The organism is Flavobacterium sp. MR2016-29 (assembly GCF_015350695.1).
In the GTDB taxonomy this organism is placed as follows: Bacteria; Bacteroidota; Bacteroidia; order Flavobacteriales; family Flavobacteriaceae; genus Flavobacterium.
Map to the genome: position 1 here is coordinate 185716 of NZ_JADKPU010000006.1, position 22332 is coordinate 208047.

General features: G+C 33.1%; 18 protein-coding genes. 7 read left to right on the forward strand and 11 right to left on the reverse strand.

What is annotated here, in order from left to right; genetic code table 11:
- Positions 1 to 98: 98 nt before the first annotated feature.
- The 3 genes from asnS to IR010_RS14525 form a co-directional block, all read right to left on the reverse strand.
- Positions 99 to 1544, reverse strand: coding sequence for an asparagine--tRNA ligase (gene asnS, locus IR010_RS14515; RefSeq protein ID WP_194604826.1), 1446 nt, complete (start codon positions 1542 to 1544; stop codon positions 99 to 101).
- Between the two features lie 348 nt (positions 1545 to 1892).
- The gene (locus tag IR010_RS14520) at positions 1893 to 2372 is read right to left on the reverse strand and encodes a hypothetical protein (RefSeq protein WP_029270709.1); all 480 of its coding nucleotides are present in this window, start codon (positions 2370 to 2372) and stop codon (positions 1893 to 1895) included.
- 23 nt (positions 2373 to 2395) lie between these two features.
- The gene (locus tag IR010_RS14525) at positions 2396 to 4780 is read right to left on the reverse strand and encodes an efflux RND transporter permease subunit (RefSeq protein ID WP_194604828.1); all 2385 of its coding nucleotides are present in this window, start codon (positions 4778 to 4780) and stop codon (positions 2396 to 2398) included.
- 180 nt (positions 4781 to 4960) lie between these two features.
- Here IR010_RS14525 and IR010_RS14530 point away from each other — a divergent pair, with 180 nt between their 5' ends.
- The 5 genes from IR010_RS14530 (at position 4961) to IR010_RS14550 (ending at position 9579) form a co-directional block, all read left to right on the forward strand.
- Positions 4961 to 5290, forward strand: a complete 330-nt coding sequence (locus IR010_RS14530; RefSeq protein WP_194604830.1) for a DMT family transporter — start codon at positions 4961 to 4963, stop codon at positions 5288 to 5290.
- Between the two features lie 10 nt (positions 5291 to 5300).
- Positions 5301 to 5747, forward strand: coding sequence for a hypothetical protein (locus IR010_RS14535; protein ID WP_194604832.1), 447 nt, complete (start codon positions 5301 to 5303; stop codon positions 5745 to 5747).
- A gap of 3 nt (positions 5748 to 5750) precedes the next feature.
- Positions 5751 to 6512, forward strand: coding sequence for a sensor histidine kinase (locus tag IR010_RS14540; protein ID WP_194604834.1), 762 nt, complete (start codon positions 5751 to 5753; stop codon positions 6510 to 6512).
- Positions 6475 to 7194: a LytR/AlgR family response regulator transcription factor gene (locus IR010_RS14545; RefSeq protein ID WP_194604836.1), complete on the forward strand. Its 720-nt coding sequence runs from the start codon at positions 6475 to 6477 to the stop codon at positions 7192 to 7194. Before IR010_RS14540 ends, IR010_RS14545 begins: the two co-directional genes overlap by 38 nt.
- Before the next feature lie 114 nt (positions 7195 to 7308).
- Entirely contained in the window at positions 7309 to 9579 is a 2271-nt protein-coding gene (locus tag IR010_RS14550; RefSeq protein WP_194604841.1) for a cation:proton antiporter, read from the forward strand.
- A 260-nt stretch (positions 9580 to 9839) separates the two neighbouring features.
- Here the strand turns inward: IR010_RS14550 and IR010_RS14555 are convergent, their stop codons facing one another.
- The 3 genes from IR010_RS14555 to pyrH form a co-directional block, all read right to left on the reverse strand.
- The gene (locus IR010_RS14555; protein ID WP_194604844.1) at positions 9840 to 12332 is read right to left on the reverse strand and encodes a DUF5686 family protein; all 2493 of its coding nucleotides are present in this window, start codon (positions 12330 to 12332) and stop codon (positions 9840 to 9842) included.
- Between the two features lie 117 nt (positions 12333 to 12449).
- Entirely contained in the window at positions 12450 to 13013 is a 564-nt protein-coding gene (gene frr, locus IR010_RS14560) for a ribosome recycling factor (RefSeq protein WP_029270693.1), read from the reverse strand.
- A gap of 175 nt (positions 13014 to 13188) precedes the next feature.
- Positions 13189 to 13896, reverse strand: a complete 708-nt coding sequence (pyrH, locus tag IR010_RS14565) for a UMP kinase (RefSeq protein WP_029270691.1) — start codon at positions 13894 to 13896, stop codon at positions 13189 to 13191.
- A 191-nt stretch (positions 13897 to 14087) separates the two neighbouring features.
- On the opposite strand from pyrH, the gene IR010_RS14570 reads away from it, so the two are divergent.
- Positions 14088 to 14705, forward strand: a complete 618-nt coding sequence (locus IR010_RS14570; protein WP_194604847.1) for a thioredoxin family protein — start codon at positions 14088 to 14090, stop codon at positions 14703 to 14705.
- Positions 14706 to 15188: 483 nt separating this feature from the next.
- Here IR010_RS14570 and truB read toward each other — a convergent pair whose 3' ends face one another.
- From truB to IR010_RS14595, 5 genes are all read right to left on the reverse strand, one after another.
- The gene (gene truB, locus IR010_RS14575) at positions 15189 to 15878 is read right to left on the reverse strand and encodes a tRNA pseudouridine(55) synthase TruB (protein WP_194604850.1); all 690 of its coding nucleotides are present in this window, start codon (positions 15876 to 15878) and stop codon (positions 15189 to 15191) included.
- Complete coding sequence (locus IR010_RS14580) at positions 15878 to 16675, reverse strand: undecaprenyl-diphosphate phosphatase (RefSeq protein WP_194604853.1); 798 nt, start codon at positions 16673 to 16675, stop codon at positions 15878 to 15880. Before IR010_RS14580 ends, truB begins: the two co-directional genes overlap by 1 nt.
- A gap of 93 nt (positions 16676 to 16768) precedes the next feature.
- Positions 16769 to 17026: a DUF3098 domain-containing protein gene (locus IR010_RS14585; protein WP_029270682.1), complete on the reverse strand. Its 258-nt coding sequence runs from the start codon at positions 17024 to 17026 to the stop codon at positions 16769 to 16771.
- Positions 17027 to 17102: 76 nt separating this feature from the next.
- A complete protein-coding gene (locus IR010_RS14590; RefSeq protein ID WP_029270680.1) occupies positions 17103 to 17978 on the reverse strand; it encodes a cell division protein FtsX in 876 nt (291 codons plus the stop codon).
- A 301-nt stretch (positions 17979 to 18279) separates the two neighbouring features.
- Complete coding sequence (locus tag IR010_RS14595) at positions 18280 to 18876, reverse strand: molybdopterin-dependent oxidoreductase (protein WP_194570387.1); 597 nt, start codon at positions 18874 to 18876, stop codon at positions 18280 to 18282.
- 184 nt (positions 18877 to 19060) lie between these two features.
- Here IR010_RS14595 and IR010_RS14600 point away from each other — a divergent pair, with 184 nt between their 5' ends.
- The gene (locus tag IR010_RS14600) at positions 19061 to 22156 is read left to right on the forward strand and encodes a leucine--tRNA ligase (protein WP_194570389.1); all 3096 of its coding nucleotides are present in this window, start codon (positions 19061 to 19063) and stop codon (positions 22154 to 22156) included.
- The last annotated feature ends 176 nt before the right edge of the window (positions 22157 to 22332 follow it).

Genomic DNA, 22332 nt, shown 5'->3' on the forward strand with positions numbered 1-22332 from the left:
AGAACCTAAAACCTGAAACTTGAAAACAAATTTTATAATTTTAGTTCAAGCTTCAATAACTTGAAACCTGAAACTTGAAACTTTTTTAAACTAATTTTTTAAAATTCCGCGCTTCCAGGAGTTCTTGGGAAAGGAATTACGTCCCTAATGTTTGTCATTCCGGTTACAAACAATACCAAACGTTCAAATCCTAATCCGAAACCTGCGTGAGTGGCAGAACCAAATCTTCTGGTGTCTAAATACCAGTATAATTCTTCTTTGTCGATTCCTAAAGCTTCCATTTTCTGAACTAAAACATCGTAACGTTCTTCTCTTTCAGAACCACCTACGATTTCTCCAATTCCTGGGAAAAGGATATCCATGGCACGAACTGTTTCTCTTCCTGGTTCTGTGTTGTCGTTCAAACGCATGTAAAACGCTTTAATGTTTGCTGGATAATCGTATAAAATTACCGGACATTTAAAGTGCTTTTCAACCAAGTAACGCTCGTGTTCTGACTGTAAATCAGCTCCCCATTCGTTAATTAAGTAGCTGAATTTTTTCTTTTTATTTGGAGTTGAATCTCTTAAAATGTCAATTGCTTCAGTATAAGAAACACGTTTGAAGTTGTTCTCCAAAACAAAATTCAATTTCTCTAACAAAGGCATTTCGCTTCTGTCTGCTTGCGGTTTTGATTTTTCTTCTTCTAAAAGTCTCCCTTCTAAGAATTTCAAATCGTCTCCACAATTGTCTAAAGCATATTTAATTACGTACTGAATAAAATCTTCAGCCAAATCCATGTTATCATCAAGATCGTTGAAAGCAACCTCTGGCTCGATCATCCAGAATTCTGCCAAGTGACGAGAAGTGTTTGAATTTTCTGCTCTAAAAGTTGGCCCAAAAGTATAAATCTGACCCAAAGCCATAGCAAAAGTTTCCCCTTCTAATTGTCCAGAAACTGTTAAGTTAGTATGTTTTCCAAAGAAATCTTCTTTGAAATCAATGTTTCCTTCTTCGTTTTTTGGAAGATTATCCAAAGGCAATGAAGTCACCTGAAACATTTCTCCAGCACCTTCAGCGTCAGCGCCGGTAATAATTGGTGTGTTTACATACACAAAACCTTTTTGTTGAAAATAGCTGTGAACTGCATAAGACAATACAGAACGTACACGCATAATCGCACCAAAAGCATTTGTACGTACGCGCAAGTGAGCATTTTCGCGTAAAAATTCTAAAGAGTGTTTTTTAGGCTGCATTGGGAATTTCTCAGCATCAGAATCTCCAAGGATTTCAAGTTTATTAACCTGAATTTCATATTTCTGACCTGCACCTTTACTTTCAACCAAAGTTCCGATTACAGAAACCGCAGCTCCAGTCGTGATTCTTTTTAAAGTTTCTTCTGGTGTATTTTCAAAATCAACAACACATTGTATATTATTAATGGTAGAACCGTCATTAAGCGCGATGAACTGATTATTTCTAAAAGTTCTCACCCATCCTTTTGCATTCACTTCTTGTAGCGTCGTAGTACTGTTTAATAAGTCTTTAACTTTTGTGTGTCTCATTTTAATTTTAGATTTATAGATTGCTGATTTTAGATTAAAATAAAATCAGTGTTTTATATCGAATTGCAAATATAAACGATAATAATTAATTTTTGAAGCTATTCCTGCTATCCGCTTGTATCTTTTCCTTGCTAAAGAAGCAAGAAAAAGGATACCGCTTCTATCAGGGCTAGGCGACTCACTTTCATAAGAAGCAACCGTTTTTATTTTTGTCATTTCGATCCCGAGGCTTCGGGAGAGAAATCTTCACAAGTAGCTCCGTTTAGTATTTCTTAGTCTTGCAGAATCTCGCAGATTTCGATCCCGAAGCCTCGGGATCGAAATGATAAATTTTTGTGTGATTCTTAATTAAATTATGATTTCAAATATTTCGTTGAACTTTCGTTCTAAATTTTTCATTTCTTGTTTTGTTCGCCATTTTGTATAAAACGTTGAAAAAACAATAAACAAGTTAAAAAATAAATATACTTGTAAAGGGATTTTTTCTTGACTAATAAGAACTGAATTTGCTAAAACAAATGCAATAATTGGAAAATACTTTATCCAAATAATTGAAAGTTTGTGAGTTGGCTCAATTGTATAACTAATATTTAATGTTCTATTTGCTGTTTTGTAATTGCCTTTTATTGTATAAAATGTCGGCAATATGGCTGTATTTATTGTTAAACGAAATGTTGAATCGTCAAAATTTCCATAAAAAGGTTTTGAAATTCCTTCAAATATTCTGAATAACCAAAATGGACTAATATATTTAAGTTTTGGGTTACCAATTACTGTGTTGCTTTTAATCTTATTTCTAAATTCAGTCGCTTCCAGTTTAGATTTCATTTTATTTTTTTAATTAATTCGTGCTAATTCGTGAAATTGGTGTTTCCTTCCAATCCTTCCAAATCCTCTTTCTTCGCTTTTTTCTTCTCAAAAGTCAAAACCAAAGCGGGCAAAACCAATAAATTGGCAAACATCGCAAACAATAAGGTACATGAAATTAATCCGCCAAGTGCGATTGTGCCACTAAAGCTTGAAAGCGTGAAAGTAGCAAATCCTAAAATTAAAACGACAGAGGTGTAAAAAGTACTGATTCCGGTTTCTCTTAAAGCGCTGAAAACAGATTTTTTTACTTTTCCGTTGCTTTGCAATAAATCATGTCGATACTTCGCCATAAACTGAATCGCATTATCTACCGAAATTCCGAATGCAATACTAAATACCAAAATAGTTGACGGTTTCAACGGAATTCCGAAATAGCCCATTAATCCAGACGTAATACAAAGCGGTAAAACATTTGTAATTACAGACGCAAAAACCATTTTAAAAGATCTAAATAAGTAAAGCATCAAAGCAGCAATTACTAAAATGGCAAAAATCAGCGACTCGATTAAGTTATCAACCAGGTACGATGTTCCTTTCTGGAAAACCAATGCTTTTCCGGTTAAGGTAACTTCATAGCGGTCTTTCGGGAAAATTTCAGCGATTTTGGCATGCAGTTTTTTCTCAACTTTCGCCATTTCATCGGTACCAATATCTCTCATAAAAGTCGTGATTCGGGCGTATTGTCCAGTCGAATCTACATAACTTTTCATTAAATTATCTTTGCTGTTTTTTGTTGCGTTTTTAGCATACGATAAAATAAAAGTTTGTTCCTGCGAAGTCGGCAATTGGTAATATTCTGGATTTCCGTTATAAAAAGCCTGTTTCGAATATTTAACCAAATTTACAATAGAAACCGGCTTTGATAGTTCTGGAATCGACGCAATTGTATTTTGCAGTTCATCCATTTTTTTCATTGTCGATAATTTCATTACACCTTTTTTGTGTTTGGTGTCAATCATTATTTCGAGTGGCATTACACCTTTAAACTCTTTTTCGTAAAATAAAATATCTTTAAAAAACGAAGCGCTTTTTGGCATTTCGCCAATCAAACTTCCTGAAACTTTCATTTGTGCAACTCCAATAACACTAAAAACTAAAAGCAAACCGTAAATGGTATAAATTACTTTTCGTTTGTTTTTAACTACATTTTCTACAAAATCCAGTAAAGTAGAAATGTAAGTTTTAGTCAAATGATAAAGGTGCTTTTCTTTTGGCAGCGACATAAAACTGTATACAATCGGCACAATTAAAAGCGTCAACAAATACACAGAAATAACGTTGATCGATGTTACTAAACCAAATTCAAAAAGCAAATCATTTCCTGTAATCATAAACGTTGCAAAACCTATCGCAGTCGTAACATTTGTCATTAAGGTCGAAACTCCAATTTTCGAAATAATGCGCTGTAATGCTTTTGCCTGATTGTTATGCAGTTTAATTTCCTGCTGGTATTTATTGATCAGGAAAATACAATTCGTAATTCCGATAACGATAATTAGCGGCGGAATAATAGCCGTTAAAATCGTGATTTTATAATGAAATAATCCTAAAGTTCCGAACGACCAAATTACCCCAACTATCAAAATGCAGATCGAAATAAACGTAGCTCTAAACGAACGGAAAAAGAAAAAGAAAATCAATGAAACCGTCAATAAAGCAGCGCCGATAAAAAGTGCGATTTCGCCTTTCATATTGTCAGCATTGATGGTTCTGATGTATGGCATTCCAGAAACTTTCAAATCGATTCCGGTTGTTTTCTCGAATTTAGCAATTTTCGGAACCAAGTTTTCAAGAATAAAAGTTTTTCTCTCCGCCGTATTTACAATTTTTTTGTTGATGTAAACTGCAGAACGAATACTGCCGCTTTCTTTATTAAAAAGCAAGCCTTCATAAAAAGGAAGATTGTGAAATAAATCGTACTGTATTTTTTTTAAATATTCAGGATCAACCGCTTTGCTTTGGTCAATAAAAGGCGCCAAAACGAATTTTTCGTTAACAGTATCTTTTTCTAATTTTTTCAAGTCGTTTAAAGAAACAACCAAATCAATTTCCTTCGATTTTTTTAAACCCGTCATCAATTCATTCCAAGCCGCGTAATTTTTTGGCGTAAAAAACTTTGGGTCTTTAAAACCAATTACTACAAGATTTCCTTCTTCACCAAATTTGTCAAGAAACTTTTGATAATCTTTATTTGCAACATGATTTTTAGGAAGCAAATTCGCTTCGGTATAGGTCATAGCAAGATTTCTCCATTGAAAACCAAGGAAAATGGTCAAGGCTGCAACCACAACTAAAATCGTAATTCTGTTTTTAAGAATAATTCGGGCTACTTTTTCCCAAAATCCAACTTGAATAGCGTTTTTCATAAAATCTTTAAAATGGTTGCAAATGTAGTGAAAAGTGCTCAAAATCATAAATAATCGTTTGTATTTTACTTAATGTTAACACAAATCTGCAACTTTATATTTTATAATAAATTTCTTTCTTTTTGCTGATTAATCCTAAGCTTTTCTCATATTTGCAATTAATTTAAAAATGAAAAGAAAATGAACTGGATTTTATTAATTATCGCTGGACTTTTTGAAGTTGGATTTGCATCGTGCCTTGGAAAAGCCAAAGAAACAACCGGAATTATTTCGACGTATTGGATGGGAGGTTTTTTTGTATGTTTGACCATAAGTATGGTTTTATTATATAAAGCAACTCAAACATTGCCAATCGGCACGGCATATGCAGTTTGGACAGGTGTAGGCGCGGTAGGAACTGTTTTAGTTGGAATTTTAGTTTTTAAAGAGCCGGCAACTTTCTGGAGAATATTTTTTCTTTCAACTTTAATCACGTCGATAATTGGGTTGAAGTTTGTTTCTAGTCATTAGAAAAATGTTTATGGAGTATAAAAAGATTAAAATTGCAACTATTGTACTAAGTTTAGTGCTTTTTGGTATTTCACTCACTCAAGATGCAATAGTCAAAAATTATAATGATGAGATAAGCTCAGTTTCATCTTTAGAATATTTTTTTATGGGAAGTACTGCTTTTATTGGCGGAGGATTATTAGAGCAAATTATTTGGTTAGCAAATCCCTTGAGTTTATTTGCAATTATATATTTATTTAAAGACAATAGAAAAGCCATAATATTAAGTTTAATAGCATCCGTTTTGGCAGTTTCATTTTCATTTTGGAGTGAAATATTAGGTGCAGAAAGTGGTTCTATGGCTAAAATTGTTTCTTTTGAATTAGGTTATTATCTTTGGTTATCAAGTATTTTTACATTGACAATTGGAATTTTAATTTATTACAAAATTTCGTTGAAATCAATTTTACAATCTTAAAACATGCAGGAAAACAACACAATTACTTTTATTTTTTTAGCAATTCTTTTGTTGCTCATTGTCATCATTTGCTTTATGATGTACCAACTAATGCAGGCAAAAAAATCGAAAGAAGATGCTGAAGAGAGTTTTTATGCACTGGAGAGAAAGGTAAATGACTTGCAGTTAGAAACTTTAGAGTCTAAACTTAATCCGCATTTGTTTAAGAATATTCTAAACTCAATTCAATCACACGCCTATCAAACTTATTTTGCTTTAGATAAATTAGCCAATGTTTTGGATTATATTTTATACGAAAGCAAAAAGAAATTCGTCACGGCAAAAGAAGAAATTGATTTTGCACTGAATTTAATCGAAATCAATAAAATCAAAATCAGCCCGCTTTTTGAGCTGAAGATAAAAACCAATATTAATAAAGAAGATAAATTATACGACCAGCCATTATTAGCGCCGTTAATTTCAATTGATTTAATCGAAAATGCTTTTAAACATGCTGATTTGCAAAGTGCCGATGCTTTTATTTCGGTTGTTTTTGAGTTTAAAGACAATGCTTTTTTTATGACGGTTTCGAATAAAATTTCAGATAAAAAAGTACTCAAAAAAGAACGAAGCGGTTTTGGCCACGCAACATTAGAACATCGTTTGCGCATTATTTATAAGAATAATTTCAAACTTGATAAATTCGTAGAAAACGACGTTTATATCGCTCATCTTAAAATAGATTTACTTGAATACAAAACTGAAATGCTTGCTTCTGGACGATGAGTTGCCCGGATTAACGTACTTGAAAATGCTTTGCGAACAAATTCCTGAAGTAGAAATTGTAAAAACGTATAACAATCCTGAAAAACTCCTTGCCGATATTCCGGATCTCGATTTTGATTTATTAATATCAGATATCGAAATGCCAGGAATGGATGGCTTGCATTTGGCTGAAATGTTAGAAAACAAATTAGTCATTTTTTGTACGGCATATAAACAATATGCAGCCGACGCTTTTAATATTGACGCTGTAGATTATATTACAAAACCAGTAAAATTAGAGCGCCTGCAAAAAGCAATCTCAAAAGCTTTTGAGAGGTTTCACAAACCAGAGACTGCTAAAAAATTTATGCAATTAAATACGGACAAAGGAAAAACCTTGCTGTATTTTAACCAAATTCACTACATCAAAACCGCAGTAAGCGACAGTCGCGACAAAACAGTTTTGCTCTCTGATGGAAGTTTTTTGAATTTAAAGAATGTTAAGTTTGATACACTTCTGAAAGAATTGCCAGAAGCTGATTTTTGCCGTGTAAACAAAAAAGAAATCGTGGCGGTAAAAGCCATTAAATTCTTTAACCACAACGAAATTGTACTTCATCATTTAGAGAAAAATGATAAAAACAGCACATTGATTTTAAGTGAAACGTACCGTTCTGACTTTCTGAAAAAAGTAAAAATCTAACTTATTACAAAGTTTTTCCCACTTGTTACATAGATCGAAAATTAGCAGTAAATTTACTTTATCGCTAAATTTTCAGTGTTGATATTTGCAGCATTAAAATCAAAAAAACGAGTTATGAATAACTTAAAAAACTCTTTGTTTTACGTAACAATTATTGGAGGTTTCGGCGCTCTGATTTATTGGATAATTTCAAAAGGCGCATCTCTAGAAGTTGGACGAGGCATCATTCAGAAAAAAATAGAAAGCAATCATTGGAATGATTTTCTTCATTCTATGGTCGAAAATTTACAGCATCCTTTAGCTATTTTATTAGCACAAATCGTGACTATTATTTTAGTGGCACGTTTATTTGGGTGGGTTTTCAGAAAAATAGGACAGCCGTCTGTAATTGGCGAAATGATTGCAGGTATTGTTTTAGGGCCATCTTTGGTCGGAATGTATTTTCCTGAATTCTCAGCGGCTTTATTTCCAAAAGAATCTTTAGGAAATCTTCAATTCTTAAGTCAGATTGGTTTAATCCTTTTCATGTTCGTAATCGGTATGGAATTGGATTTGAAAGTTCTAAAAAATAAAGCGCATGAATCTGTAGTAATCAGCCATGCTAGTATCGTAATTCCGTTTGCATTAGGATTAACATTTGCTTATTTTATCTACGGAACTTTTGCGCCGGTTGGTGTAGAGTTTTCTTCTTTCGGATTGTTTATGGGAATCGCTATGAGTATTACAGCTTTTCCGGTTTTAGCGCGAATCGTTCAAGAGCGAGGGATGCAAAAAACAAAACTCGGAACTATTGCGATTACTTGTGCGGCCGCAGACGATATCACGGCTTGGTGTATTTTGGCAGTTGTAATTGCTATTGTAAAAGCAGGTTCATTTACAAGTGCTTTGTATGTAATAGGTTTAGCTATTTTATATGTAATTGTAATGCTTAAAATAGTTCGTCCGTTTTTGAAACGTGTAGGCGATTTGAATTCAACACGCGAAAGCTTAAACAAACCGGTTGTTGCGATTTTCTTTTTAACACTTTTATTTTCTGCATATGCATCTGAATTAATCGGAATTCATGCTTTATTTGGCGCTTTTTTAGCGGGAGCTATTATGCCTGAAAACAATAAATTCAGAAATATTTTTATTGAAAAAGTAGAAGATGTTTCAATCATCGTTTTATTGCCATTGTTTTTTGTTTTCACAGGTTTGCGTACACAAATCGGATTATTAAATGATCCTTATTTATGGAAAGTAACTGCAGTAATTATTGCGGTAGCGGTAACTGGAAAATTCTTTGGCAGCGCATTGGCAGCAAAATTTGTTGGACAAAACTGGAAAGACAGTTTGGCCATTGGAGCGTTGATGAATACACGCGGTTTAATGGAATTGGTAGTTTTAAATATTGGTTACGATTTAGGAGTTCTTTCTACTGAAATTTTTACTATGATGGTAATTATGGCTTTAGTAACCACTTTTATGACGGGTCCGGCTTTAGATTTCATCGGATTTATTTTTAAAGATAAAGTAACAACTGTACCGCAAGAAATTGGAAATAAAAGCAAATACAAAATTTTGCTTTCGTTTGCTACTCCTGAAAGAGGAAAAAAATTGTTGAAAATCGCTAACAGTTTAGTAAAAAAACAAGGAGATAATTCGATCGTAACAGCGATGCATTTATCTTTAAGTACAGAAATACATTCATTTGATGTAAAAGATCATGAACGTAAAATGCTGATTCCGGTTATTGAGGAGTCAGAACGTTTGAATCAAAATATGATAAGTGTATTTAAAGTGACCAATGATATTGATACAGATATTATTGATACTGCAAATCAAGGTGAATACGATCTTTTATTAGTTGGTTTAGGTCAGTCAATTTTTGACGGAACTTTGCTGGGCAAGATTCTAGGTTTTACAACCCGAATCGTAAATCCGGATCGTTTGATTGACAAATTTACTGGAAAAGAAGGTTTGTTTGAAAATTCTCCTTTTGATGAAAGAACACGTCACATTATTGCAAAAAGCAAAATGCCAGTCGGAATTTTTATTGATAAAGATTTAGAAGAAGTAAATCAGATTTTTATGCCTGTTTTTAGTAAAGAAGATGCTTTTTTAATTGAATATGCTAAGAAATTAATCAATAACAACGGCTCTCAAATTACAGTTCTTGATGCCAGCGGTGAGGTAAAAAGTACACGCGATATTCAGGAAACGATTCGTTCAATCGAACAGATTGCACCAAATCATATTATGATTATGCACGATAGAACCATTAAAAAAGAGTTTTTAGAAAGCCAAAACTTAATGATTATTAGCTTAGACAGCTGGAAAAAGCTGATTGAATCTCAAAGTACATGGCTGAACAATACGCCATCAGTTTTGATTTTGAAACCATAAAAGGATTTAAATTGCAATTCTTAAGCCTCACAATAAAAATCCCAAATCCAATTTTATGATTGGAGTTTGGGATTTTTTGTTCTTGTCATTTCGATCGGAGGGAGAAATCACACGCGTAACTCAACAAAGATTGGCGATTCTTTTTCCGGAATATCTAGTGTGATTTCTCTCCCGAAGCCTCGGGATCGAAATGACAAGATTGTGTGGAAGATTGGAATTTGGATTTATCTTGATACCTACATGGTTTGAAATTTTAGGTATTAAAGTCCCAAATCCAAAACATACGAAATCTTAACCGCTATATTGTCTTCAAATTTCAACAATTGATTTGGGCCATAACGGTAAAATCCGCCTAAACCAAAACCTTTAAAGATTTTATTCAATTCAATTCCAGATTCAAAGAAGCCTTTGTCTAAAGTTTTATATGCCGGACCAACATGCTGTTCTGGGTTTTGCATATTTCCCCAAGCCATTCTCGTAACTAAAACTAAAGAGGGACGGACTTTTTTAAGAATTGTAATTCGGTCAAAACCATGTTTAATTTGAAAAAACACATATTGGCTCGAGAAAAACTCATTAAAGTACATGGTTTCAAAACTGTTTCTTCCTGCAAAAGTAATACGCTGCATAACCGTTTCTTTGGTTAAGTTATTAGGCATTGTATTGTACAAATGTGTTATTGGCACATCGCCAATAGCGTAACCGCCCTGTAATAGTAAACTTGTTTTTTGGCCGTTTAAATATTTCTTTTCATATTCTGTTTTGAAATCTATTTTACTGAATTTAAAATCGTTTTCTAAAACATTTGGCAATGATTGCGTATACTGAAAAGTAAACCTCGGAAATCTTTTGTCAGATTCTGTTCTTCCTGTTGGCGTTTGCATGAAATCGCTAAAAGGCGCCCAAACAATCGAAGCCATGGCAGTTGTCATCACATAACTTGAATATAACTGTCCGTTTAAATTAAAAAGATAATCAAATTTTGGCTCAACATCCGTTCGTGATAACTCAAAAACAGCTTCGGTTTTCGGAATAATTTTAGTTTGAATATTCGCTTTCCAGCTTATGTATTTATAAAAAGTACTAATGTTGATTGGCCGTGGATCGTAAATTTTGAAAACACGTTTGTCAACTGCAAAAACGGTACTCGCAATTTCTCGAACATCATCTGTGTAAGATCCGTTTAGCCAAGTATTAGTCGATTTGTCCAACAAAACTCCAGAGCCTAAATTGTATTTAAAAACACCGTCTTTTGTTCCGTATGCAGTATAGCCTTCAATCCTGAAATTTTTAGAAAAACGATCATTCGTAATACCGCCGACGCCTAAACGAAAACCTTCGTAATTGTTAAAGCTGATTAACTTCTTTAAGTCAAGATCTACAGGTCCGATAGGCAGATAACCATTTATGATTTTTCGCCCAAGGCCTAAACGTTTTTCTATTCTCTTCTTAACCGAAAGACTGTCTAATAATTGATAGGTTTTCTGGCTTTTTAGGTCTAAACTTTCTTTTCGGTACTCATTCCAAAATTCTTCTGGTTTTTTGCTGGCATCGTCTTTAATTTCAATATAGAGTGCAGGATTTTTTATCGCAGGATTTGTGTTATAATGAATGTCAAAATTGTTGCTTTCTGAAATCAGATAAGTAAAATCAGAAGCTACTTTTTTTCTTCTTTCAAAATTATCTTCAACATCTCCGTCAAACTGGATTGTACCGCCCAATATTTTGATATCATCATCATTTTTTCCTTTGACAATTTTAAAAGTTGTATTGCTCTGAAACCAGATTTTTTCCTCCGGAACATATTCAAATTCATGAACACCGCTAATGTCTAGAACGCTTTTTATACGCATTACAGCTTTGGCAACAGCAAAATTTTCCTGATCAATATATAAAACGCCTTCAAGAGCATTTGTTTTTCTTTTCTTGTTTTTAAAGTAAATCATAAAAGTTTCTCGTCCTTTTATATTTACGGTATCAAGAAGTTTATAATTGTAATCATCAAAAGCGTTGTTTGCAATCGGGCTTTGATGTTTGGTTTCGAATAATTCGTATTTCGAATCGTAAACTGAAATAGATTGCAGGTTAAATGCCAGCACTTCATAAATTGGCTGTTTGAAACCAGCTATTTTAGTTCCTAAAATAGTTTCTTTGAGTTTGTTGTTTCCAAACTGATATTGTGAAACTTTTTCAGTTTGAAATAAATGCTGTTTGCTGATTATTTCTTTAAACTTATAATCAGACGAATCAATATTGATTTCTTTTTTATTGAAATCTTTATACGCTGCAGAAGAATCGATTCTGCCGTCAATTGAATCTGGATTGGCAGTTACAATAAGTTTGTTGTAGGTTTTGTACTCAAAACTGCTGAGTTTTTTTTGCGGATCGTTTTTGGTTTTATTAGCGATGACTTTTCTAATTATGGCTAAAGCTGGATTTTCATTAGAAATTACAACTTCTTTTAAATCATCTGTTTTTTGAGAAAGAGAAATCGAATAAAACTTTTTATGATCTGCAATTGCAATGATTTTAGTTTCAAAACCAATGTAGGAAACAGCAAAATTGGTAATTTTTACTGAAGTTTTAAAATCAAATTTACCGTCAACATCTGTAATAGTATTCTTATTGTCAGAAGTTGTTATAGTTGCAAAAGGCAACGGTTTGTTGTTAGAATCAGTTACAATTCCGTTTACTTGAAATTGCGCTTGAATAGAAAGCGTGAAAAACAAAGTCAATAAACAGAATAGCTTCATACAGAATGTTATAGTTTCAAAAACGAAAAGAATGTGATTTTGGTATGCAAAAATAAGAATAAAAAAATCCGTCTGGTAAATTTAACCAAACGGATTTCTATTTTGTATCAAATACAATTAAACCTTCATTATTTCAGCTTCTTTCGCAGCTAATAATTCATCGATTTTTTTGATAAAAGTATTTGTTAAGTTTTGAACTTCTTCTTCAGCAGATTTGCATACATCTTCAGAAGTTCCGTCTTTTTCTAATTTTTTAATATCAGAGTTGGCGTCTTTACGAACGTTACGAACACCAATTTTAGCATCTTCAGCTTCAGATTTTGCTTGTTTCGCCAAATCTCTACGGCGCTCTTCTGTCAAAGGCGGTACGCTGATGATGATTACGTCACCATTGTTCATCGGATTAAAACCAATGTTGGCAATCATAATTGCTTTTTCAATAGCTTGAAGCATATTTTTTTCAAAAGGCTGTAACGTGATTGTTCTTGCATCAGGAACACTAATTTTTGAAACTTGCGAAAGTGGTGTTGCAGAACCATAATAATCTACAAAAACACTTCCCAACATTGCTGGAGAAGCTTTTCCTGCACGAATATTTAGAAATTCTTTTTCCAAGTGTGCAATAGAACCGTTCATTGATTCCTCAGTACTTTCTAATATAAAATCTATTTCTTCACTCATTTTTTTTTCGATTTTTAAGTCCCGAAGCCTCGGGATAGACGTTTGGATTTTTAGATTTTAAAAATCGTTGGATCTAATTTACTAACTAATATGATTTTTGTTTTTTTTTGAATATTAAACGATTGTCAAAAATTAAGAGAAATCTAATAATCTAAAAGTCGAATAATCGAACAATCTAAACATTTACTACAGTTCCAATATTTTCTCCTTCACAAATTTTCAATAAATTTCCAATTTTGTTCATATCAAAAACAACGATTGGCAATTTATTTTCCTGGCTTAAAGTAAAAGCCGTTGTATCCATAACGTTTAGTCCTTTTTTAAGAACATCATCAAACGAAATCATATCGAATTTTACTGCCGAAGCATTTTTTTCAGGATCAGAATCATAAACACCATCAACGCGAGTTCCTTTTAAGATAACATCAGCATTAATTTCGATTCCTCTTAAAACAGCTGCAGTATCAGTTGTGAAATATGGATTTCCGGTCCCGGCTCCAAAAATTACAATTCTTCCTTTTTCAAGATGACGATCTGCTCTTCTTTTAATGTAAGGTTCAGCAATAGATTCCATTTTCAAAGCAGTCTGCAAACGCGTTTTCATTCCTTTGTCTTCAAGCGCACCTTGCAAAGCCATTCCGTTAATTACAGTGGCAAGCATTCCCATATAATCACCTTGTACTCTATCCATACCGGCACTTGCACCTGCAACGCCTCTAAAAATATTTCCTCCTCCAATAACAATAGCAATTTCTACTCCTTTACTATGAATCTGCTTAATTTCGTCAGCATATTCGGCTAATCTTTTAGGGTCAATTCCGTATTGTAAATCACCCATTAAGGCCTCGCCGCTAAGTTTTAGAAGAATTCTTTTATATTTCATGTTTGTGTTGCGTTAATTTGTGCAAATATAGACATATTCTGATTTTTAAAAATAATGTTTACAAAAAATTAATAGCTCTTTTATATTTAAATTTAAACAGACTTTTGGTATTAATTTCGGTCTAATGTGATAAAAGTCATACTCGCATCTTCTTAAAATCATTATTTTTATAGAACCAAAACGAAGTAAATATGAAAAGTATTGTTGCTAAAGCATTATTCAATAGTTATTCTTACACAGAATATAGAAAATTAGTTACCGATTTATTGTCAGAAGGAAAATCGACAGGAGATACTCAATCTGAAAGTTTGACTCATTATACGAGTTTGAATGAAGCTCGAATGAATCGGCTTGAAAAAACGATTAAAATTTCAGAAGAAACAATTGAGAAGCTTCAAAAATTAGACAACCATTTTATTTGGTTAGTAATTTCTGAAGGCTGGTGTGGCGATGCTGCGCAAATACTTCCTATCCTTAATAAGATGGCTATTGAATCAAATAAAAAAATCGATCTTCAAATTGTGCTTCGTGACCAAAATGATGATTTAATGAGTCAATATTTAACGAATGGCGGAAGAGCAATTCCAAAAGTTATTGTAATTTGTAAAGAAGCCGGAATTGTTCGTGCAGATTGGGGACCAAGACCAAAAGGTGCAACTGAATTAATGACAAATTATAAAAAAGAATTTGGTGTAATTGATGAAAAAATCAAAACAGATCTGCAATTATGGTATTTGGCTGATAAAGGAATTTCAGTGCAGCAGGAATTGCTTGAGATTATGGAGAATATAAAATATAATCGATTGTAGTTTTTATTAAAATTAAATCTTTTAAAAGCCTTTTTGTTCTAGTAATTTGTTGAGGGCAAGTGTTTTAATATTAAATAATCTGTAAAATATTTTTTTATTATGTGGAATTTTGTATCTTAGTGAAATAATCCCACTTCTATTATTTACTTTTTGATTTACTCTATTATTGGTGTTTATTTAATGTTTAACTATTAAAAACTGCACTATTATGAAAAAGTTATTCGAAAGGTTTTATGATTTTTTTTCATCATTCTTGTTCGGAGGGAAAAGTGTTCCTCACTATTAATCACAGGACAACAAGTATGAAGTAACATTACTTAGGAGTTGGCACATTACAATACCCCATTGTGTAATGTGCTTCTTTAATGCCAAACTCAGTAAGTTTGCTTAAAGAACGCTTTTAAAAAGTAATAACAGAAATTCTAAAGTTAAGACTGCAAATGCTAGAGTTTTAATACAAATAAAAGTGAAATGCAAATTTCTTTATTTCAGACTTTCCTCAAACAAAGGAATATCAATTGCATTTTTCACATCGTAATCGCCAATTTTAGTTCGGCGTAAAACGGTTAAGTGTGATCCTGAATGCATTGCTTTTCCAAAATCATAAGCAAGTGATCTAATATAAGTTCCTTTACTGCAAACTACTCTAAAGTCAATTTCAGGAAGTGCAATTCTAGTAATTTCGAATTCGTGAATTGTGGTTTTTCTGCTTGCAATTTCTACCGTTTCTCCGGCGCGTGCGTGTTCATATAAACGAACGCCGTCTTTTTTAATTGCTGAAAAAATAGGTGGTTTTTGATCGATTTCGCCTAAAAACTGTTTTACCGTTTCATGAATTAAAGCTTCGTCGATATGTCCTGTTGGAAAAGTTTCATCAATTTCAGTTTCTAAATCATACGATGGAGTAGTGGCTCCAATATAAAAAGTTCCCGTATATTCTTTTGCCTGACCTTGAAGTTCAGAAATTCTTTTGGTAAATTTTCCAGTACAGATTAATAATAAGCCTGTAGCCAAAGGATCTAAAGTTCCTGCATGGCCAATTTTGAACTTTTTTGGAAGCCCGACTTTGTTAATTAAAAGGTATTTTAATTTGTTGACAGCTTGAAACGAACTCCATTTTAAAGGTTTGTCTATCAGTAAAACTTGTCCGTCTAGATATTCTTCAGTTGTCATTATATAATGCTAAGCGGGTGAATGAAAAAGTGAATCAATAATAAAATGATTCCGGCAATGATTCGGTAATAACCAAAAACTTTAAATCCGTTTTTAGTTAAGAATCCGATGAAGGTTTTGATAGCCAAAAGCGCTACAATAAATGCCACTACATTTCCGATAACCAATAAGTTGATTTGGTCGTGAGACAATTCGAATCCATCTTTATAATAATCGTAACATTTTTTTACTGTTGCGCCCAACATTGTTGGTACTGCAAGGAAAAATGAAAATTCAGCAGCTGTAGTTCTTGATAATTTTTGAGACATTCCCCCAACGATACTTGCTCCACTTCTTGAAACTCCAGGAATCATAGCGATACATTGAAATAATCCAATTTTAAAAGCTTGCAAATAGGTAATTTCTTGAGAACCTTCGGCAGTATTTGGATTGTTGAACCATTCGTCGACTTTCAATAAAATAAATCCTCCAATTAAAAGTGAAATAGCTACAGTAACTGGATTTTCTAATAAACCATCAATAAAATCGCTTAGCAATAATCCTAAAATGACAGCCGGAATAAAAGCGACCAAAAGTTTAAAATAAAAATCAAGTGTTTGAAAGAAACGTTTGAAATATAAAACGACAACCGAAAGTATAGCGCCAAGCTGAATAACAATCGTAAAAAGTTTTGTAAAGTCTTCGTGTGCAATTCCGAAAAAAGAAGAGGCAATAATCATGTGACCAGTTGAAGAAACAGGTAAAAACTCTGTAATTCCTTCTATTATGGCAAGAACAATAGCTTGTAATGTATTCATTTATTTAGATTGTTAGATTATTAGACTTCTTAGATATCAGACTTTTTAAAGATATTAATCTAATAATCTAAAGATCTAAGTTGTCTAAGGAGTCTATTTTGTTTTTTTGAAAATAGAATAAATCGTGATTCCAAAACCAAGCAAAACAGTTGTTGGTGCTAAACGGATACGTCTAAAGCTAAAAACATCTTCATTAAAAACATTAGGATTATCACTTCCTCCACCAGACATTAAAATAAAGCCAAGTGCAATAACCGCAATTCCAATCAATAAGATTTTGTAATTGATACCGTCAAAAAGAAATTCTTGTTTTTGTGGCTGTTGGTATTCTTCTTTAATATTGTTTTTCATTTTATTTCTTTTGTAATCCTAGCAAAGCTAAAATATTTTTATTGTTTTATTGAACCATTAACATTCAGACTGTATACTAGTATAAGTCGTCCGTTCTTAAGTTCAAGAAACGTTGTGTTGCAAAGTGAGTACTTACCCAAGTAATTAAAACGCCAATTCCGAAAACGGCTAGTAATACTAATCCGATTAGGGCTTTATCTTCTAAAATCCCTAAACCTGGAAAGTTAGTGTCTACATAAAGTAAAAGTGCAATAAGACCAATAATTGCCAATCCTGCGCCAAGCATTCCTAATTTTACGCTTCTCATTACAAAAGGTTTACGGATAAACGATTTTGTTGCACCAACCATTTGCATGGTTTTGATAATGAAACGGTTTGAGTGAATCGATAAACGTAATGAGCTGTTGATTAATAAAACTGCAATTACCGCAAGGAAACCACTGATAATCAAAATCCACATACTTACTTTTTTGATATTGTCATTTACTAGATTTACCAATTGTTTGTCATACACAATATCTTCGATCATAGTGTTTTTACGCAGTTGGCTTTCAATTTGCAAAATGCTGTCTCTCTCAACATAATCTGCTTTTAGATGAATGTCGTATGAATTCAATAGCGGATTTTCCCCTAAGAAGGTCAAGAAATCTTCTCCAATAATATCAGTATGTTCTTTTGCTGCTTTTTCTTTAGAAACATACACATAAGATCTCGCAAAAGGAGCCCTTTTCAATTCGGTGTTAAATGCTTTTATTACACTATCATTAGCTTCGTTTTTAAAGAAAACCGTCATTGCGATTTTTTCTTTAAAATCATTGGCCAGTTTTTTAGAATTGATAATGAATAGTCCTAGTACTCCCAAAAGGAATAATACCAAGAATACACTTAATACAACCGAAAAATAAGAGGAAATTAACCTGCGCTTTTGAAATTTATCAAAGTTAGAACTCATAGTATGCTTAAATTATGTGGTAAAAATAATAAAGAATTTCTTTATTTAAAGTTAATAACGAACTTTTATACCATAAATATACAATTAGATATTGAATAAAAAATTGATTTTACTGCAAAGTGTTTAAAGTATTGTGTTCATTTACTTCAAAGTACGCTAAGGATTTTTAAATGTCCAGCCTTATAGAAACTTAAAGTTCACAAAGCATTATGTTGGTTAAAGCTTTGCGAACTTTAAGTTTTGTGACTTTAGTACTGAATAAAAAACCTTAGCGTACTTTGCGGTTAAACCTTCAGCCTCATTACTTAACTTTATAAACTTCAATACTCTTAAGCCAGTAAACATGACGCGGACCAGTTCGAATATCATTTCTGCAAATAGCAATCATTTCTCCATTTTTAATTGGTTTGCCATTTTCTTCAAAAAGAATATAGGCGTTTTCTCCAGTTGGATTATTGAAAATTTCAGCCCAAGAAAAAGTTGCTTTATAATCGTCTGAAGCTCTAGCAACAATGTAAAAGTTTCTGTCTTTATGATCGTCTTGTTTGATTTTTGCTTTTTCTAAGATATCTTTCAAAAGCACGCCTTTACAAGTTTTAATTTCTTTTTTGACTTCACCATTCTTGCCCAATATTTTGAAATTATCAATCGTGGCAACTTTCATTTTCTTTAATGAATCTACTGTTAATTGCAGCGGAAATTCAACATCGCCTTTTACTTCGATTTGGTGATTGGCCAATTTCAAACTATCCGCAGCTGTAAGGGTTTTGTGTTCGTGATTTTCAGTTTTTGAAGTTTGTACTGAAGCAACATTTTCTTCTTTATCTTTTTTAGACGAATTGCACATAGCACATGAAAATGCAATGAAAAGAATCAGGATGTAATTTTTAATTTTCATAATTATGGTGATTAATAGCATATTCAATATTACGTATTTTTAATAATTTGAATAAGTATTTTGATATTTTATTTGTTTGTCTATGAAATGCTTTGGTACAAACCACAATAAATGTAAATTTGCGGCTAATTAACTAGTGAAAAGCCTTAGAACCTTAGTCACTTAGAACCTTAGTCACTTAGAAATGAAATACAATCCAAACGAAATTGACGCCAAATGGCAAAAATATTGGGCAGAAAATCAAACTTTTGCAGCAAAAAACAACTCTGATAAACCAAAGCATTATGTACTCGACATGTTTCCTTATCCGTCTGGAGCAGGATTGCACGTTGGGCACCCGCTGGGTTATATAGCTTCAGACGTTTATTCTCGTTTCAAAAGACATCAAGGTTTCAATGTTTTGCACCCAATGGGTTACGATAGTTTCGGATTACCTGCGGAACAATATGCAATTCAGACAGGACAGCGTCCGGAAGATACGACGCGCGTAAATATTGACGGTGGTGTTGATAAAGAAGGAAAACAAATTGCAGGATACAGAAAACAATTAGATAAAATCGGATTTTCATTTGACTGGAGTCGTGAAGTACGAACTTCAAATCCGGATTATTACAAACATACACAATGGATTTTTATTCAATTGTTCAATTCTTGGTATTGCAAAAAACAAGGAAAAGCATTTGATATTTCAGAATTAATAACTGTTTTTGAAGAAAGTGGAAACGCATTAGTTGAGGCAGTTTGCGACGATAACGTAGTAATTTTTACTGCTGACGAATGGAAATCCTATTCTGACGATCAAAAAGAAAAAATCTTGTTGCAATACAGAATGACCTATTTGGCAGAAACCGAAGTAAACTGGTGTCCAGGCTTAGGAACTGTACTGGCAAATGACGAAATTGTAAACGGAGTTTCTGAACGTGGAGGCTTTCCTGTTATAAGAAAAAAAATGACACAATGGAGTATGCGAATTTCTGCTTATGCCGAACGCTTGCTTCAAGGCCTAAATGATATCGATTGGAGCGAGTCAATAAAAGAATCTCAACGTAACTGGATTGGGAAATCTGTTGGTGCTTTAGTTAAGTTTCAAGTTTCAAGTTTCAACTCTCAGGTTGAGGCGCAAAGTGATGAAACTTTAAACATGAAACCTGAAACAAATTATATAGAAGTTTTCACAACAAGACCTGATACTATTTTTGGAGTAACTTTTATGACTTTGGCACCAGAACATGATTTGGTAGCTAAAATTGTGACTGCTGATCAAAAAAATGCAGTTGACGCGTATATCGAAAAAACAGCAAAACGATCAGAGCGTGAGCGTATGGCCGATGTAAAAACCATTTCTGGTGTATTTACAGGTGCTTATGCAGAACATCCTTTTACAAAAGAACCAATTCCGGTTTGGATTGGGGATTATGTTTTGGCAGGTTACGGAACAGGCGCTGTAATGGCGGTTCCTTGCGGAGACGAAAGAGATTATGCTTTTGCTAATTTCTTTAAAGGTCAGGAAGGAATGCCGGAAATCAAAAATATCTTCGCTAATGTTGATATTTCTGAAGCCGCATACGGATCAAAAGACAACGTTGAAATTGCAAATTCTGATTTCTTAAACGGATTGAATTATAAGGAGGCAACTCAAAAAGCAATTGCTGAATTAGAAAAAATTGGTCAGGGAACGGGAAAAACAAATTACCGTTTGCGTGATGCCGTTTTCTCTCGTCAGCGTTATTGGGGAGAACCTTTTCCGGTTTATTATGTAAACGGATTGCCAAAAATGATCAGTGCAGAACATTTGCCAATTATTTTACCTGAAGTAGAGAAATATTTACCAACAGAAGATGGTTTGCCTCCGTTAGGAAATGCAACGATTTGGGCTTGGGATACAAAAAACAATGAAGTTGTTAATACGGATTTGGTTGATAATTTCGAAATTTTCCCTCTGGAATTGAATACCATGCCAGGTTGGGCGGGAAGCTCATGGTACTGGATGCGTTATATGGATGCACACAATGAAAAAGAATTTGCAAGCAAAGAAGCTTTGAAATATTGGGAAAGTGTGGATTTATATATTGGAGGAAGCGAACACGCAACCGGACATTTATTGTATTCTCGTTTCTGGAACAAATTCTTAAAAGACAAAGGTTTTGCTCCAACTGAAGAGCCATTCAAAAAACTGATCAATCAGGGAATGATTTTGGGGACTAGTGCTTTTGTTTATAGAAATTATTATCAAGTAAATTTCAATGCTACAGGTTTTGACGACATTTTAAAGAACGAAGTTACAAAGTCGCCGATATTTATTTCAAAAAATTCTTTGAATTCATTAAATAATGGAACGGCATCAGAATCTCTTAATTTAACTATTGAAAAACTTAAAAACGATTTTAGGAATAGAATTAGAGAGATTATTGGTGCGGATGAATATATTGATGTAAATATTGATTATAATTTTCAACCTATTCACGCTGATGTTTCAATGGTAAATTCTTCTGATGAATTAGATATTCAAAAATTCAAGGCTTGGAGAGAAGATTATGCTGATGCTGAATTTATTTTAGATGATAACGGAAAGTATATAGTTGGTCGCGAAGTCGAAAAAATGTCGAAATCAAAATACAATGTGGTAACTCCAGATGATATTTGTGCTGAATATGGAGCTGATACATTACGTTTATATGAAATGTTTTTAGGTCCGTTAGAGCAGGCAAAACCTTGGAATACTGCTGGAATTTCGGGAGTATTTGGTTTCCTGAAAAAATTATGGAGATTGTATATTGATGAGAATAACGGTTTAATCGTAAACAACGACACACCAACAAAAGACAGCTTAAAATCATTGCATAAAACAATCAAAAAAGTGGCTGATGATATTGAGAATTTCTCTTTCAATACTTCGGTTTCTCAATTTATGATTTGTGTGAATGAATTGTCGACTCAAAATTGCCATTCAAGAGCGATCTTAGAACCATTAGCAATTTTGGTTTCGCCATACGCGCCACATATCGCAGAAGAATTATGGTCGCAATTAGGACACAAAACGTCAATTTCTGAAGTAGCGTTCCCAATTTTTGACGCCAGTCATTTAGTAGAGACAAATAAAGAATATCCAGTTTCTTTCAACGGAAAAATGCGTTTCACTATCGAATTGCCTTTGGATTTAACCAAAGAACAAATCGAAGAAATCGTAATGAAAGACGAAAGAACTCAAAAACAATTAGACGGAAGAACTCCAAATAAAGTGATAATCGTTCCTGGGAAGATTATCAACCTTGTGGGGTAATTGAATAAATTCCAATATAAAAATTCCAAATTCCAATTTTGTTGGGGTTTGGAATTTTTTTTGCACACAGTTTGTCATCCTGAAGGACGAAGGATATCACTAGATATTCCGTGGTCAAAATCGCCAATCATTGTAGAGTTACGTGTGTGATCCTTCGTTCCTCAGGATGACAAAAA